Below are 14,098 nucleotides of genomic sequence, written 5' to 3'. Positions count from 1 at the left end.
TATACTTATGAATAATGACCGGTATGCCAATTGTACTTAGGTATCGTCACCACAAAGCGCCAAACCGACACCTAAGTATCATGGACCTCGCCCCTGGCTGGGCGGCATAGTTTCGACACGGACTGAGTCCGGAAGGAAGCATGATGGATAGCGAGCTCGGCCGCATCGTCGATGCGCTTCCAGGACTGATCTGGACAGCGCTGCCCGACGGGACGGTCAAATTCGTCAATAAAAGATGGTCCGAGTATACCGGACTTGCATTTGAAGAAACCGCTTCAGGCGGTTGGCAGGCTGTTGCGCATCCCGACGATCTGCTTCAGTTGGCGGCGAAATGGGAAGCCCTGGTGAATTCCGGGAAGGCGGGGGGAATGGAAGGTCGCCTGCGGCGACATGATGGCGAATACCGAAATTTCCTGTTCCGCATCAGTCCGGTTTCCGACGCGTCAGGCATGGCTGTCGAATGGTGCGGCTTGGCTACCGACATCGAAGAGCGTTTCGAGTTAATCCAGAGCCTGAGAGCGAGTGAAGCGCAGTTCCGACTGACGGTGGATGGCCTCCCGGCCATGGTGACGCTTCATGCGCCCGATGGAAGCGTGGTGTACGCAAATCGCCATGCTCTTGAATTCAGCGGGACGACACTCACTGAAATCCAGAAGCTGCCCCAGGGGTTTTCATTCCATCCGGATGATCGACAAAGATTTCTAGAATGTTGGGCCGAAGCGCGGTCCTCCGGAGAAACCTACAAATTTGAGGGGCGCAGGCTCCAAGGTGATGGCTCCGTCCGATGGTACAGTACCATCGGCTATCCGCTACGCGGTGCGGACGGACAAATTGTCGTCTGGTATCTAATTCATAACGACGTTAACGAGAAGCGCATTGCCGAAGCGCGGTTCGCTGGCGAAATGAAGCTTCTCGAAATGATGGCGTCTGGCGCTCCAATGTCGCAGGTATTGGAAGCGATTTGCCGTGTTGTCGAGGAAATATGCTCGGACTGCACCTGCAGCGTCACTCTGGTCAATGGAGATCGGCTCCTCGATGGCGCCTCACCCAGTCTTCCTCCGGAATTCACCAAGTCAATCAATGGCAGGCCGATAAGTGTTGAAAACGGCCCCTGTGCCATGGCGGCATGCCTGAGAGAGCAGGTTATTTCCGCAGATATCGCCAAAGAAACGCGCTGGCATACCTATGGCTGGCCAGACTTGGCATTGTCCTTCGGACTGCAGGCATGCTGGTCAACGCCGATTGTTGCGCCCTGTGGAAGCGTGCTCGGTACGCTAGGGCTGCACTATCACAAGCCTTCTACACCGAATCAGCTGCAGCAGGATCTCATTGCCCAGTTCACCCATCTGGCAAGTATCGCTATAGAGCGGTCTCACGAAGAGGATGCATTGAAGCGCAACCAAGCGTTTCTTGCTGAGGCCCAACGCCTGACTTCGATTGGCAGCTTTTCGTGGAAGCCAACGACTGGTGAGATACTTTGGTCGGACGAGACATATCGCCTTTTCCAGATTGACCCGGGAACGCCGGTAACATTCGATTTGATCTCGACCCGGTACCCGACCGATGAGTGGCATCTCCTGACCAAAATGAAGGAGGATGCCAGACAGGGCGTAGAGAAATTAGGATTCGGACATCGGCTCATCATGCCGGATGGAACGGTCAAGCATGTGCATCTGGTGGCGCAAGGGCGCGTGAATCGCGATGGCGAAATGGAATACATCGGCGCCTGTCAGGACATTACAGACCGGCGATATACCGAAGAGACTCTCGACAAGGTGCGCTCCGAACTCATTCGGGTTTCGAGAGTGATGAGCCTGAGCGCTCTGACTGCGTCGATAGCGCATGAGGTAAATCAGCCGCTGGCAGGCATCATCACGAATGCCAGCACCGGTCTGCGCATGCTGTCAGCTGTTCCCCCCAATATTGAAGGAGCACTTGAAACGGCGCGACGGACAATTCGTGACGGAAATCGTGCTTCGGAAGTCATTGCCAGGTTGCGGGCACTATTTGCCGGGAAAGAGCTGGTTGCGGATGCGGTGGACCTGAATGCCGCGGCCCATGAAGTGGTGGCGTTGAACAGGACCCAGTTTCAACGGGCAAGAGTCGAAGTCAGGCAAGACTTCGAGGGCGACCTACCTCTTGTGAAGGGCGATAGGGTTCAACTCCAGCAGGTCATAATGAACTTGGTGACAAATGCGATGGATGCCTTGTCCGGTGTTCACGGTCGACCCCGTCAGATGTCAATCATGACATCTTCAGATTCCAATGGCGATGTTTGCCTGACGGTCTCTGATAACGGCATTGGTATCGATCCGGAGGTTTCCGATCGACTTTTTGATGCGTTCTTTTCAACGAAGAATGATGGAATGGGGATTGGTCTGTCTGTGAGTCGTTCAATTATCGAGAAGCACCAAGGGCGTATTTGGGCTGAGCGAAACGATATGCATGGTTCCACCTTTTCATTCTCGATTTCTGGTATACCGCCACTTGTCGTCGATGACCTGTGCGGCGGAAAGTTTGCAACGTCTTCCATTGGAGAAGCTGATGAGTCGGTGGGAAGTCGCCGATGACAAAGCGTTCTCTGATTTCGGTCGTCGATGATGATGAGTCGGTTCGAGAATCCCTGCCAGATTTGGTGCGCGAGCTGGGGTATGAAGCCCAGGCTTTTTCATCTGGCGAAGAGTTCCTGGAATCGGAGTTTGTCGGAACGACGGATTGTCTGATTATGGATGTCATGATGACCGGCATCTCGGGGCTGGATGTCCAGAAAGAGCTGAAGCGTCGAGGCTCGAAGATTCCGGTTGTATTCATTACCGCACACAAGGACGAAACGGTGCGTCCACGGGTCATCTCGCAGGGGGCGGTGGAGTGCCTGTTCAAGCCATTCTCCGACACAGCATTGCAGATCGCCCTAAAGGCGGCTTTCCGGTTGAACGAATGACCGATACCAGTTCGCAGCCTGTAGTCTTTGTCGTAGATGACGATATCTCGGTTCGCGAAGCGCTTGAGTCACTGATCCGGTTTTCCGGGTGGCAGACTGAAGTCTTCGCGACCGCGACTGATTTTCTGGCGCGACCGAAGGAAAGCCGCCCATGTTGCATGGTTCTGGATGTTCACTTGCCGGATCTGAACGGACTGGAATTGCAGGAACGGATCGCGTCGCCCCGGGGCGAGATGCCGATTATCTTCATCTCTGGTGTCGGTGACATCCCTACCACAGTGCGGGCAATGAAGGCGGGGGCCATCGAGTTTCTGCCAAAGCCATTCAGCGACGACGTTTTGCTGGACGCCATACGGCAAGCCATTGGCAGGAGTCAGTCTGTACTTGCCGAAGAGGAAGAATTTCGCGAGCTCCGCGAAAACTACGCATCGTTGAGCGATAGAGAGCGGGAAGTCATGGACTTAGTCGTTACGGGCTTGATGAATAAGCAGGTCGGTGGACGGCTCGGGATTAGCGAGATAACCGTTAAAGCTCACCGCGGCAGGGTCATGCAGAAAATGAAGGCCAAATCTCTGGCTGATTTAGTCGGAATGGCAGCTAAGTTGCGATAGAAACGGGAGGGGGTGCCGATACGGGAATTCGGCCGAACGCCGGGACGATTGCCAAGGATTGACGCTGCGTTGTGACTTAGCAAACGTAAGCCGACACTATAGGCCGTGGCTTTGGCGATAACGCCGAACCATCTCATCCGTGATGTCGGTGGGGTAGCAAAGTGGAGCTGCTCCACCTGGTCTGGAATACGCACTGCGGCCACCGCATCGCGAGCCATTCCGGGCGGCGTTATAAGGGCACGGGCAAGTACCGCGGTACCCACGAATGGACTCTTCAATCATCCGCTGGCGAATGTCCGCGTCGGACAGGGTTGATTTGGCGACGACAACAGATGCCGGTCCGCAGAGCGCCAGAAAAGCGATAAAGACGCCTGCGAGAACCGGTGCTGTGCTTTTGTCTGCCAATATAGCCGCCTAGTTGGGTGTCGCGCCTTCGGTGTCCGTCATCGATATGATGGCGCGGACGACCCTGAGCCAGACCCGCTGCCCCGCCATGTCGCCCGCATCCAGCAAGCTATCCGCCTTCTTCGAAGCCTCGAAGGAGGCCATGTCGCCATACTCCTGCAGAAGCAGCCCCGCGGTCGCCCAGATTTCCCGATCGCTGATGACCCGATCGTCGGCCATCAACACTGGTCCACCTGGGCGTCGACCTGTTCCGAGCCTGCCTTGCGGAGGTTCTCGAAGACCGCCCGGATCATGCATTTGGAAACCGGCGCAAATGAACTCGAGGTGCCGGAACTCATGGATTTGCCTTCCCAGACCCGAATGAGCTTGTTCTCCACTACCGAGCGCCGCATGTCGTAAATCTCGGCGTCCAGGAAACGGGTGTAGACGGTGCGGGTCTCAGTGGATGTCCCTACGACGCCATAGGTCGGTTGCGTGTAAGTAGTCCCGGAATAGGAGCCGTAGGCGGTGCCGCCCGAGCCGTAGGCGTAACCGGTGCCCGACGTGTAGGAGGTCCCGCCACCAGTCTGGCCATATAAAGGCGAGCTGTGGGTCTCGGTTCGGCCGCCGCTCTGGCCGTAGCTGAACGCCACAGCATCGTCGGCCGTCTTCTCGTCATTGGTCCGGTGCAGACCCTGCTTCTCGAGGAAGGTCGCGATAGCCGCAGCGTGGCTCTCATATTCGAGACTGCCCTGTTGCTTGTCCGTCGGCATGAAGACGAAGGTCTTGCCTTCAAGGTTGGTCGGCAAGCTGGTGCTCGGGAACCGATTGACGTCGGTCCGGACCTTAGGTGCGCACCCCGCCACGGTGACGGCCAGCAGCGCGCACAGAACACTCCCCCAAATACGCATCGAACTCCCCATCGACGGATTTGGTGAGGAGGATAGCCAACGGGATTTTGGCAGGCTAGATGCCTAATAATGTATGCCAGAATTGCCTTGGGATGGCTGTTGTCCGGGACTACGCTGATCGCCCCTTAGTCAGGGAGGTCGTCCAATGGCAAAGGTTGCACCTAAAGGCAGTACCCTTGAGCCCCGGCTCCTGACATTGGACGACGTCGCCGCGTATATGCGGATGTCCAAGCCAGAGTTCTGCCAGCAGCTACCCGAGTTGAGCAGACAGGGATTTCCCGACCCGGTTCCGGTGACAGGCCTGTGGGACCGTAAGGTCATCGACATCTGGCTGGACCGGGCCAGTGGCCTGAGTTCAGAGCGCTATGGCTTTCACGCTCCAGAGCCGGTCATCCTGGACAAGAAGAAGCTCAACCCGACGAAGCGGCGGTCTCCATCGGCAATGCGTCGTTACGAGGGCTATACCGTTTCCGAGTGCCTCGATGACTACATGCGCTGGTTCCGGGCGCACCGCAGGCGCATCAAGGAAACCGAGTACCAGATAAATGCTCGAATCAGGCCGCACTTCGGGCACCGGCTGGTTTCCAGCCTGACCGTCCATGAGATCCGGAAGTGGCACGAGGCAATTGCCAAGTCGCCCAAGTCAATTCATGTCGCGTTTGGTAAGCCGCGCCGGTATGGCAAACCGCCATCGACCCCGGAAGAGAAGCGCAAGCGCAGGAGCACGGCCAACAGGGATTTGTCGATACTCAAGGCTGCGCTCAACATGGCGCTCCGAGACGGTCACATTGACACGGACGTCGGCTGGCGAGGTGCGCTGCAGTTTCGGCAGGTCGAGGTCTCGAGCGCCGAGTGCCTATCCATAAACGAATGCCAGGTCCTGATGCCATTCCTGACCGCCGACTTCAGGGAGCTAGTCCGCGGCGCCCTATTTACCGGCGCCAGGTTCGCGGAGCTTTCGGTCCTGGCGGCCGGTGACTTCGATGACCGGGCGGGCAGCATATATTTGTCGCCGTCTAAGAACTTTTCGGATCGCCATGTCATTCTGACTGAAGAAGGCTGCGCGTTCTTCCGGCGGATGACGTTCAATCTGCACAAGAATGACATGATATTCAGGCGGGCCGATGGCGAACCGTGGAGGGGCAGCGACTGCAGCCACCGGCTGAAAATACCTTGCCAGCTGGCCGGTATGCGGCATGTGACCTTCCACATGTTCCGGCACACCTATGCCAGTTTGCTGGCCATGAGCGGCGTACCGATTCCGGCCATCGCAAAGAACCTGGGGCACCACAGCACCGAGACGTGCGAAAAATACTATGCTCACTTCACCAAGAACTATGTGGTGGACTCCATCCGGAACGGGACGCCGAGGCTCGGGATTGATGCCCATATCGAAGGCGATATCCGAGGCGGCAAGGTGGGGATCCGTACCAACCGCCGGGATACACCTGTCCCTCCGCCCGAACCAAGGCGCGCCCAGACGTTTACCCGTGCCGAGCTTCTAAAGCGTGCTCGGCTCCGGGGCCTGACCGGCTACAGCCATATGTCGAAGCAGCAACTCGAGCAGGAGCTTGGCCTATAATTTCCGAAAGGGAAGAGGAAGGCATGGCCCAGGGCACGGCACATCTAGAGAGTGTTGCTGGCCAGGACGTCCTAGGACCGCATCAGATCAGAACATTTCTGCTAAAAGAATTGGCGTCGCATGAGCAAGATGAGTCACGATCCTGATTTGGAGACGGAGAATGAGTACTTTTGTTTTGGTGGCTGGGGGCTGGCGTGGCGGATGGACATTCGCTCCGATTGCCAGGGCGCTTCGAGGTTTGGGGCACGAGGTTTTCACGCCGACTTTGACCGGTCTTGGCGAACGGGTCCATCTCGCGTACGCCCGCCCCAATCTCGATACACATATCATGGATGTCGCCAACGTTCTGATATACGAGAACCTGGAGGACGTGATCCTTTGCGGTCACAGCTATGCCGGAATGGTAGTCAGCGGCGTGGCGGATCGGTTGCCCGAGAAAATTGCGGCACTGGTCTACGTGGACGCGTTTGTCCCAAACGATGGCGAAGCATGGTGGGACCTGGCGGGAGATTATTTCCGCAAGCTCGCGATCGATGGATCCGCGGAGGATGGCTTTGGGGTCACGCCGCCGCCGGGCAAAGACCCGAGACGCGTTGCCCATCCGCTGGCTGCGTTTCGCCAGGCCATTCGCCTCACGGGAAGATGGCAGGAGATTCCGGAAAAAATGTTCATTTACGCGAGCGGATGGGACGGGACGCCGTTCACCCCGACCTACGAGCGCCTCAAGGACGATCGAGGTTGGATAGTGAAGACATTGCCAACCGGCCACGATGTGTTTGGCCAAGCACCTGCAGATTTCCTGAACTTCGTCCAAGAGCTCAGGGGCGTGAAGGCCAGGTGAGCCTTTCCAGCCCCTGGCGACTGATATGTAAAGGAATGGCCGAAATTTTTACATTCCCAGCCGGGGATGCAAAGAAAATCGGGAAATCTTTACATATGGAGGCGGCTCAGCGCCCCTTACCCTTGGGAGCGGGCTTCTTCCGGGCGGCCATGTTCAGCAGCTTGATGACGTCCTCGGCCTGAAAGGCCAGCTCGCCCTCGAGCATGGCCCGGAACCGGACCATGGCCACATCGATGGCCTCGTCCTCGCGGGACTTCTTCACCCGCGGTGTCCCGGCGAACAACTCGTCCATGTTCCGCCCGAGGACCTGCCCAATCTTGAATAGCGTCTGGGCGGTCGTGAAATACTCCCCACGCTCGAGGTACCCGACCGTGTCCAGGGATACCCCGACCTTTTCCGCCAGCTGCGCCTGGGTCAGCCCGGCTTCCTTACGGAATCCCCGGACCGTCCTGCCTACCGCGACGAGTATTTCCCGCTCTTTCATCGGCGGAAGATGCGCTGGTCGGCAAGGATTCGTACATGGCAGACACTGCCATATTTTCTTGTCAATAAATTCAAAATATGGCAGTGACTGCCATATATGGCGAGCGGCCAAAAAGTCCTGCCCGCGAATCGGGTGATTATCGGCGAGAGGGGTTCAGCAGATGGGGTTCAAGGTCATCACCGGCACGCTGGAGGCAACTGGCGATCGCAGGACAAGTGGCGAGGTCACCACATGGAACTTCCTGCAGATCCATGACGACGACGGCAATGATCACTTGGTGAAGGACGTGCAATCGCGCGAGCTGATGTTCGCCTACCTGCTGACTGTGCCGACCCATGGGTCGTTCGTGATTGCAGAGCACGGCCTGCCGAAGGTCGTGGGCCTGGCTACCGAGGGACGCGTCGTCCAGGACTATGCCAGCTGGGAGGCCGCCAGGCAGTTCTGGCGCAAGTTCCGGAGAATCTGCGGGATCTGTCTGGTTGCTCCCATCCTGTACATGTTTCTGTTCGTCGACATGAAGCACAGGTCGGAATTCGGCCACGTCTCCGCGAGCGACGTTCTGGTCACCTTGATGACGATCTTCGGACCCATTCTTGTTGTGGCGTGGCTGATTGCGTGGGGCGGAATGCGCCGGGCGGCCCTGCCGCCGAAGGCAGAGTTCGATGCCATCATTGCGAAGCTGAAGAAGGATGCTGGCGACAAGGCTGCTGCGGCGTAGTGCGCATCAGAGTTCAGCCGGAAACGTCACCGCTGCGGGCCGCGGGACCACACATCCGGTGCGCTGAAGACGACAGAATCTGCAAGACCGACAGGCCGCTTCAGCATACACTTCTCGCGTAACACGGTGCTTTCTGGTTTGCTTGGCGCGGTAATGTTGACAAGCTCACCCGGTACAGTTGTCGCGAGGATGCATGCGATGCCGTTGAAGACATGGACAGCGACCGATGCGCAGACGCGCTTCGCAGAGATGACAGCGGATGCACAAGCCATTCCGCAGATCGTTGCACTGCCTGATGGCAAAAAAGTTGTCGTCGTCTCTCAAGATTATTTCGACAAAGCTGAGCACGCGATTAAGCTACCTCTGATGACTGGAGGATTTGCCGGTCCAGGGGAAAGCGACTTCGATCGGGCGATGCAGGACGTTCGCGCAGAAGCAGGCTCCAAGGGTCCCGGCAGCGATGCCGAGGACTCCTGATTGTACATTCTCGACACGAATGTCCTGAGTGCGACCCACTACATCCGCCCCCCGCCAACCCTGATGGCGTGGCTGGCCTCCGTGCCGTCAACTGAAATCGCCACCACTGCCATCACCATCGCCGAAATCCAGGCGGGCATCGAAAGCATGCGCGCCACGGGCAAGAAGGGCCTGCCCGAGGTCAAGAAGTGGCTCTACCAGGCGGTCTTGCCGGTGGTCCAGGTGGTCCCGTTCACCACGGAAGCGGCCCTGATATTCGCCAAGATGCACGCCCGGCCGCAGATCCGGCATCAGATGCAGCCTGGCCGCCAGTCATCCAGGAAGGTCCTGCTCGAAGCGGATGTGATGATAGCGGCGGTCGCGATATCCATGAACGCGGTCATCGTCACTCGCAACGTCTGTGACTTTCTGCAGGTCGAAGAGCACTTCGCATTGCCCGGACTCTACGACCCGATTGCTGATGTATGGCATGTGAGGCCGCGGTGGCAGGAAGAGCTCAGGTTCTGACGGTGCCGGATGCTAACATTTTTGCAGTGCATACGGTTCGCACAGAGGCGAATGTTCGCGATGAATTCTCTGAGGTGTGGGAGGATATAACAAAATACGTTATATTCTCCCACACCTCACCTGCATGCGAAAAAGTTGTTGACGCCGATCGTGTACCTCGAGTAGAACCTCGCTCCCATGAACGCGACCTCGACATACACTGTCTCCAAGACGCTCCGGCTGCTGCCGGGCGCCGTCGCGTCGTTCATCTCCTCGATACGCTAAGACGCCCCTGACGTCTTAACAGCCCGGGTCCCAGACCCGGCGCAGGCCCAGCACGTCTGGCCTGTTCCGAAGCGTATCGAGAGGAGCCTCCCATGCTCATCACCCCGCGCCGCCAGCTGAGCGGCGAGCAGATCCGTAGCGAAGGCTACGATGTTCCGGTGCACGACGCCGTTATGCTGACCTTCCGGGCCAGCAATGACGTGACCCTGGCCGACGGCTCATCAGTTGCCGCCTGGATCATGCTGCTCGTGGATACCGCAACCGGCGAGGTCCATGCCGCCGAAGTCCAGCTGGCGGAAGACCTCGTTCAGACCGTCGGCATCGCCCAGGCAGGCCTCGACGGCTTTGGCGATCCGCGCGCAAGCTACGTGGTCACGAAGCCATGCAATGCGCCGGTCCGGGTCTTCTTCGAAGATCCGGCGGCCGTCAACGAATTCCCCCGCTATTCGCTGGCCATGGAGGGCTAAGCCATGAACAAGTTCTCAATTCCCATGTGCTTCATCGACCGTGGCCAGCAGCTCGGAGCCGCCCTGGAGGCTTTCATCGCCGATGCCAAGCCGATGGCCAAATGCCGGACCTTCGCCGAGGCGCTCGATAATCTGCAGCCAGGCTTTGCGGCTGAGGACGGGTCCTACGGCCGCGAGACGGAGCGCCAGTATATGGATCGGTGCCGCAAGAAGGGCGTAAAGCCCTGGCGCCGGATCGCCGGTGCTCCCGGCAAGGCAGGCTCCCTGGTCTACAATCCGATTTGGCGGATTGTGTTCTTCGATCCGGAAACGCTGGAGCCGGTGGCGACGCAACTCTTCTTCGAACAACCCGCCTATCACAAGGTTGTCGAGGCCATGCCGGATGAGCTGTACGACATGGGGGCACTTTTCACCTTCGATGAGGTGGAAGTCAGGGTGCCGGTCCAGTAAGGCGACACTCCAACCACACCATCTACCAACCTGAACTCTCTAGAGAACCCGGACCGCAAGGTCCGGGAACGGGGAAGCTATGCCTGCAGACGCGAAGATCAAACCTCTCAAACGGGTCATTCACCCGATCGAAATCGACACGACGGCATTGGATGTCGTTGTTCTCGACGAGAATAGCGCCGCCTCGAATGCGGCAAAGGTCCAAGCCGAGGCTCACTGGCGATGGTTCGGAACGCCTGAGTTTTACGCCTTCGACAATGGGCCGGATTTCTGCGCGATCCGCTGGAACTAGGTCGACCTCGGGACTCTGGGGATGGAGCCCCTGAGTACCGAACTGGCAAGCACAGAATCCTGAGAATTCGGGCATGTCAGTGACCGTGGAGAACAACGTGATGGCCACGAGAATACCTGAAGCGCGCTCCTCCGGGTGTCCGCCGTAACGCCTCGTATCCGCAGAGAAGGAATCTATCATGGTCCGCATCATCGGCCGCAAATCTGCCTCGGAAGTCCGGGCAGCCACAGTCAAGCGATACCCGTACCTGGCATTCGACATGGCCAGGAAGGTCGGCACCCGCCGCAAACGCCGCGTCATGGGGAAGTTCGTGTCCGTCAAAAATGGCGGGATGATGCCGTGGGAAAGCTCGCTCGAGCTCGACATGTTCCGGCTGCTTGAGGTCGATAACAACGTCATCGCGTACAGGCCCCAGCCCGAACGCCTGATCTACGACAACGGCGAGCGCGTCCGCCTGCATTACCCCGACATCGAGGTGACGTTCCTGGCGGGCAAGACCCAGATTGTCGAGGTCAAGGAAGCGGACGACGCAAACGACCCGGTGAACCAGAAGGAATTCGCTATCCGCTCGTTCCTGTATGCCAAGGAAGGGCTGGAGTACGTCGTCCGCGACCGCGACTGGGTCCATCAGGGGGTGGCGCTGGCGAATGCCCGCCAAATCCTGCTGTTCAATGACATGCGACCGGCCCCGCTGCTGCGCAAGAAGGTCCTCGAGCTGTTCGATGTCGAGCCGCCGAAGACGCTGGCCGACCTGCATGAAGCCTTGAAGATGCCGCTCGCTGACCGCGGCCTGCTGCTGAACATGGCCATGCGGAACATCTTCACCATCGATACCCACTCGGCTCCGCTGTCCGACCGGAGCGCCGTCTCACCCCGCAAGGAAAGGGCAAAGCCGTGACCATATCGCCTCGCTGCCGCGACCCACCACGACACCGAACCTTATCCAGGAGATACGGCGATGAACGCCTTCCTTCCGAAGACCACCCGGACCAACATCCACCTCGACCTCAAGGTCGGCCAGCGCATCGAGCTAGATGGCGAAGTCTATACGGTGCAGGAGCGCACCGCCGATGGCTGCACCGTTCTGCAGCACGTTACCGCCAACCGCCAGATTGTCGTGTCCAACGACGAAATCTGCCGGAAGTTCACGGAGAAGACCTTCCGCCAGCTGAAGACCAGCAAGATGCTGGTCAACTGGCAGGCGTCCCACCTCGACCGGCCGTTCGACATGTGGCCCGAGGACGTCAAGGCCGCGACCCGCCGGAAGCACTGGTATGTGCAGGGCTTTGTCGACAAGGGCCTGACGAAGCGCACCCGGGCAATCCTCCGCGCGCTGATTGCGGAAATCGCAGAGGCGAAGGGCGACAAGGATCCGCCGAGCGTGCGGCAGCTCCAGCGTTGGCTGCAGCAATGGTTCGACATCGGCCAGCCCGACCTTCGCGACATCCGCGTCCTAGTCCCCGGTTACTACCGGTGCGGCAAGAAGCGCAGCCCGCTGTTCGCCGACGAAGTCGAAGACGCGATGATGGACATCATCAACAAGCGCTTCATGCGGCCGTTGGGTCAGTATGTGACTGCCCGGGACATCTGGCTCGACCTGTGCGCTTCAGTCGCGGATCTGCAGGCGGCACTTGAAAAGGACCCAGAAGCATTCAATGTCCCAGACCGCTGCAAAGACAAGGACGGCAAGCTCCGGATTCCGAGCGAGCGCACCATCAACCGGGTGCTGAATTCGTTCGACCTGGGTGACGTGACCCAGGCACACAAGGGTCGGTACGCCCGGTACCGGAAGTATGTGCCGGTGCTGCGTGGCCCCCGTCCGAGCCGTCCGCTGGAGCGGGTCGAAATCGACCACACCCAGCTCGACGTCATCGCCATGGACGAGGTGTCTGGCCTGTCGATGTATCGCCCATGGCTGACCCTGGTGCTCGACTGCTACACGCGGTGCATCCTGGGCTTCTACCTCTCGTTCAATGCGCCTTCGGCCCGGTCGACGAGCAAGGCGGCCTACATGGCGCTCATGCCGAAGACATGGGTGCACGAGATGTACCCGGACATCGTTAATGACTGGCCCTGCTTCGGCAAATGGGAAACGGTCGTGACGGACAACGGCTCCGATTTCATCTCCGTCGACTTCACGGACAAGATGCATTCGCTGTGCATCAACGTGCAGCAATGCCCGGTCATGATGCCGAACTTCAAGGGCATGGTGGAGCGCGTTCTCGGGCGCCTGCTGCGACAGGTGTGTCACAAGATGCCGGGCGCAGCGTATCCCGACATCAAGGAGCGCGAGTTCTATGATTCGGAGATGTACGCCTGCTGCCCGGTGAAGGAGCTGGTGCACATCATTACCCGGTGGATCGCTGATGACTACCACGTTTCGTGGCATTACGGCCTGAAGGGTATCCCGCTCGAGAAGTGGAAATCTGCGACGCAGGCGAACCCGGTCCGCCTTCCGGCCAGCATGGAGGATGTCGAAGGTTTGCTCTCGGCCGTCACGACGGCGGGGTTCACCCGCGAGGGCGTCAAGATCAAGGGGCTGACGTACAACAGCAAGGCCTCGCAGGTCCAGAGGATGCTGGGCGACCCGGGAGCTCCCGACAAAGCGCGTGTTCGCTACGACTTCGACGACCTGTCGAAGTTCGAAATCCAGGACTGGCGTCCGGACGACAACGGCCAGTACCGGTGGTGGCGGCTGGAGTCCCAGATGCCGGAGTACACCATCGGCCTGAGCGAGCGGGCACACGACTATCTACGCGCCGAGGAACGCAAGACTCGCAAGGAGGGTGAGAAGGCAAAGCTCAGCAGCCTCATCGAGGCTCGCCGCACCGCCGTCCGCACGGTCGCCGCGCTGGAGGAGGCTGCGGTCGAGGGCAAGAAGAAGAAGGACCGCAAGCCGTTGCCGGTCCGCCTCGAGGCCATCTTCGGCAAGACCAGCCGCGCCGAGCTCGTTCGCGAGAAGGGGCAGGAGTTCGTCGACAAGATGGACGCCATCTACTCGCCGACCTTCACCGAGAAGGTCGAGAAACCGAATCGCCGTCGTGCGGAGGAGCAGGAAGCCGAGCAGGCCGCTCAGTACGACGCCGACGCAGAGGACGACGACATCGTGGATGACACCGATGTCCAGCCCTCTGTGACCACCGAATCCTACTAACCGGCAACCAAAGGA

Annotated in this window: 16 protein-coding genes; 13 read left to right on the top strand and 3 right to left on the bottom strand. The window is 58.9% G+C overall.

Going from position 1 to position 14,098, the window contains the following annotated elements:
• The first annotated feature begins 140 nt into the window (after window positions 1–140).
• From ACFOOQ_RS19480 to ACFOOQ_RS19470, 3 genes are read left to right on the top strand one after another with little or no spacing between them, the layout of a single operon-like run.
• A complete protein-coding gene (locus tag ACFOOQ_RS19480) occupies window positions 141–2,570 on the top strand; it encodes a PAS domain S-box protein (protein ID WP_379729335.1) in 2,430 nt (809 codons plus the stop codon).
• Window positions 2,567–2,941, top strand: coding sequence for a response regulator transcription factor (locus tag ACFOOQ_RS19475; protein ID WP_379729334.1), 375 nt, complete (start codon window positions 2,567–2,569; stop codon window positions 2,939–2,941). Before ACFOOQ_RS19480 ends, ACFOOQ_RS19475 begins: the two co-directional genes overlap by 4 nt.
• A complete protein-coding gene (locus ACFOOQ_RS19470) occupies window positions 2,938–3,552 on the top strand; it encodes a response regulator transcription factor (protein WP_379729333.1) in 615 nt (204 codons plus the stop codon). Before ACFOOQ_RS19475 ends, ACFOOQ_RS19470 begins: the two co-directional genes overlap by 4 nt.
• A 414-nt stretch (window positions 3,553–3,966) precedes the next feature.
• Here the strand turns inward: ACFOOQ_RS19470 and ACFOOQ_RS19465 are convergent, their stop codons facing one another.
• Both ACFOOQ_RS19465 and ACFOOQ_RS19460 read right to left on the bottom strand, forming a co-directional pair.
• Entirely contained in the window at window positions 3,967–4,176 is a 210-nt protein-coding gene (locus ACFOOQ_RS19465) for a hypothetical protein (RefSeq protein WP_379729332.1), read from the bottom strand.
• Window positions 4,176–4,847 (bottom strand): DUF4136 domain-containing protein, encoded by a 672-nt coding sequence (locus tag ACFOOQ_RS19460; protein WP_379729331.1) that lies wholly within the window; start codon window positions 4,845–4,847, stop codon window positions 4,176–4,178. Before ACFOOQ_RS19460 ends, ACFOOQ_RS19465 begins: the two co-directional genes overlap by 1 nt.
• Before the next feature lie 145 nt (window positions 4,848–4,992).
• Here ACFOOQ_RS19460 and ACFOOQ_RS19455 point away from each other — a divergent pair, with 145 nt between their 5' ends.
• Entirely contained in the window at window positions 4,993–6,429 is a 1,437-nt protein-coding gene (locus ACFOOQ_RS19455) for a tyrosine-type recombinase/integrase (RefSeq protein WP_379729330.1), read from the top strand.
• Between the two features lie 160 nt (window positions 6,430–6,589).
• A complete protein-coding gene (locus tag ACFOOQ_RS19450) occupies window positions 6,590–7,270 on the top strand; it encodes an alpha/beta hydrolase (RefSeq protein WP_379729329.1) in 681 nt (226 codons plus the stop codon).
• Window positions 7,271–7,376: 106 nt separating this feature from the next.
• Here the strand turns inward: ACFOOQ_RS19450 and ACFOOQ_RS19445 are convergent, their stop codons facing one another.
• Window positions 7,377–7,754: a helix-turn-helix domain-containing protein gene (locus ACFOOQ_RS19445; RefSeq protein ID WP_379729328.1), complete on the bottom strand. Its 378-nt coding sequence runs from the start codon at window positions 7,752–7,754 to the stop codon at window positions 7,377–7,379.
• Between the two features lie 160 nt (window positions 7,755–7,914).
• On the opposite strand from ACFOOQ_RS19445, the gene ACFOOQ_RS19440 reads away from it, so the two are divergent.
• The 8 genes from ACFOOQ_RS19440 (at window position 7,915) to ACFOOQ_RS19405 (ending at window position 14,083) form a co-directional block, all read left to right on the top strand.
• A complete protein-coding gene (locus tag ACFOOQ_RS19440; protein WP_379729327.1) occupies window positions 7,915–8,472 on the top strand; it encodes a hypothetical protein in 558 nt (185 codons plus the stop codon).
• A gap of 198 nt (window positions 8,473–8,670) precedes the next feature.
• Window positions 8,671–8,949: a hypothetical protein gene (locus ACFOOQ_RS19435; RefSeq protein ID WP_379729325.1), complete on the top strand. Its 279-nt coding sequence runs from the start codon at window positions 8,671–8,673 to the stop codon at window positions 8,947–8,949.
• Window positions 8,950–9,456, top strand: a complete 507-nt coding sequence (locus tag ACFOOQ_RS19430; protein ID WP_379729324.1) for a type II toxin-antitoxin system VapC family toxin — start codon at window positions 8,950–8,952, stop codon at window positions 9,454–9,456. It abuts the gene before it with no gap.
• 356 nt (window positions 9,457–9,812) lie between these two features.
• Entirely contained in the window at window positions 9,813–10,187 is a 375-nt protein-coding gene (locus ACFOOQ_RS19425) for a hypothetical protein (protein ID WP_379729322.1), read from the top strand.
• A 3-nt stretch (window positions 10,188–10,190) separates the two neighbouring features.
• The gene (locus ACFOOQ_RS19420; RefSeq protein ID WP_379729321.1) at window positions 10,191–10,637 is read left to right on the top strand and encodes a hypothetical protein; all 447 of its coding nucleotides are present in this window, start codon (window positions 10,191–10,193) and stop codon (window positions 10,635–10,637) included.
• Window positions 10,638–10,716: 79 nt separating this feature from the next.
• The gene (locus ACFOOQ_RS19415) at window positions 10,717–10,929 is read left to right on the top strand and encodes a hypothetical protein (RefSeq protein WP_379729320.1); all 213 of its coding nucleotides are present in this window, start codon (window positions 10,717–10,719) and stop codon (window positions 10,927–10,929) included.
• Window positions 10,930–11,107: 178 nt separating this feature from the next.
• The gene (locus ACFOOQ_RS19410; RefSeq protein ID WP_379729319.1) at window positions 11,108–11,827 is read left to right on the top strand and encodes a Tn7 transposase TnsA N-terminal domain-containing protein; all 720 of its coding nucleotides are present in this window, start codon (window positions 11,108–11,110) and stop codon (window positions 11,825–11,827) included.
• Window positions 11,828–11,887: 60 nt separating this feature from the next.
• On the top strand, window positions 11,888–14,083 hold the full coding sequence (locus ACFOOQ_RS19405) for a hypothetical protein (RefSeq protein ID WP_379729318.1): 2,196 nt from the start codon (window positions 11,888–11,890) through the stop codon (window positions 14,081–14,083).
• The last annotated feature ends 15 nt before the right edge of the window (window positions 14,084–14,098 follow it).

Source organism: Ferrovibrio xuzhouensis (genome assembly GCF_042648965.1).
Taxonomy (GTDB): Bacteria; Pseudomonadota; Alphaproteobacteria; order Ferrovibrionales; family Ferrovibrionaceae; genus Ferrovibrio; species Ferrovibrio xuzhouensis.
This window is presented reverse-complemented; position numbering and strand designations above follow the sequence as displayed.

What these genes read in the sequence shown, in the direction of transcription:
- ACFOOQ_RS19470 (WP_379729333.1), top strand. Translation starts at nt 2,938, where the DNA reads ATGACCGATACCAGTTCGCAGCCTGTAGTCTTTGTCGTAGATGACGAT.
- ACFOOQ_RS19445 (WP_379729328.1), bottom strand. Translation starts at nt 7,754, where the DNA reads ATGAAAGAGCGGGAAATACTCGTCGCGGTAGGCAGGACGGTCCGGGGA.
- ACFOOQ_RS19440 (WP_379729327.1), top strand. Translation starts at nt 7,915, where the DNA reads ATGGGGTTCAAGGTCATCACCGGCACGCTGGAGGCAACTGGCGATCGC.
- ACFOOQ_RS19425 (WP_379729322.1), top strand. Translation starts at nt 9,813, where the DNA reads ATGCTCATCACCCCGCGCCGCCAGCTGAGCGGCGAGCAGATCCGTAGC.
- ACFOOQ_RS19460 (WP_379729331.1), bottom strand. Translation starts at nt 4,847, where the DNA reads ATGCGTATTTGGGGGAGTGTTCTGTGCGCGCTGCTGGCCGTCACCGTG.
- ACFOOQ_RS19415 (WP_379729320.1), top strand. Translation starts at nt 10,717, where the DNA reads ATGCCTGCAGACGCGAAGATCAAACCTCTCAAACGGGTCATTCACCCG.
- ACFOOQ_RS19475 (WP_379729334.1), top strand. Translation starts at nt 2,567, where the DNA reads ATGACAAAGCGTTCTCTGATTTCGGTCGTCGATGATGATGAGTCGGTT.
- ACFOOQ_RS19405 (WP_379729318.1), top strand. Translation starts at nt 11,888, where the DNA reads ATGAACGCCTTCCTTCCGAAGACCACCCGGACCAACATCCACCTCGAC.
- ACFOOQ_RS19480 (WP_379729335.1), top strand. Translation starts at nt 141, where the DNA reads ATGATGGATAGCGAGCTCGGCCGCATCGTCGATGCGCTTCCAGGACTG.
- ACFOOQ_RS19455 (WP_379729330.1), top strand. Translation starts at nt 4,993, where the DNA reads ATGGCAAAGGTTGCACCTAAAGGCAGTACCCTTGAGCCCCGGCTCCTG.
- ACFOOQ_RS19450 (WP_379729329.1), top strand. Translation starts at nt 6,590, where the DNA reads ATGAGTACTTTTGTTTTGGTGGCTGGGGGCTGGCGTGGCGGATGGACA.
- ACFOOQ_RS19420 (WP_379729321.1), top strand. Translation starts at nt 10,191, where the DNA reads ATGAACAAGTTCTCAATTCCCATGTGCTTCATCGACCGTGGCCAGCAG.
- ACFOOQ_RS19465 (WP_379729332.1), bottom strand. Translation starts at nt 4,176, where the DNA reads ATGGCCGACGATCGGGTCATCAGCGATCGGGAAATCTGGGCGACCGCG.
- ACFOOQ_RS19410 (WP_379729319.1), top strand. Translation starts at nt 11,108, where the DNA reads ATGGTCCGCATCATCGGCCGCAAATCTGCCTCGGAAGTCCGGGCAGCC.
- ACFOOQ_RS19435 (WP_379729325.1), top strand. Translation starts at nt 8,671, where the DNA reads ATGCCGTTGAAGACATGGACAGCGACCGATGCGCAGACGCGCTTCGCA.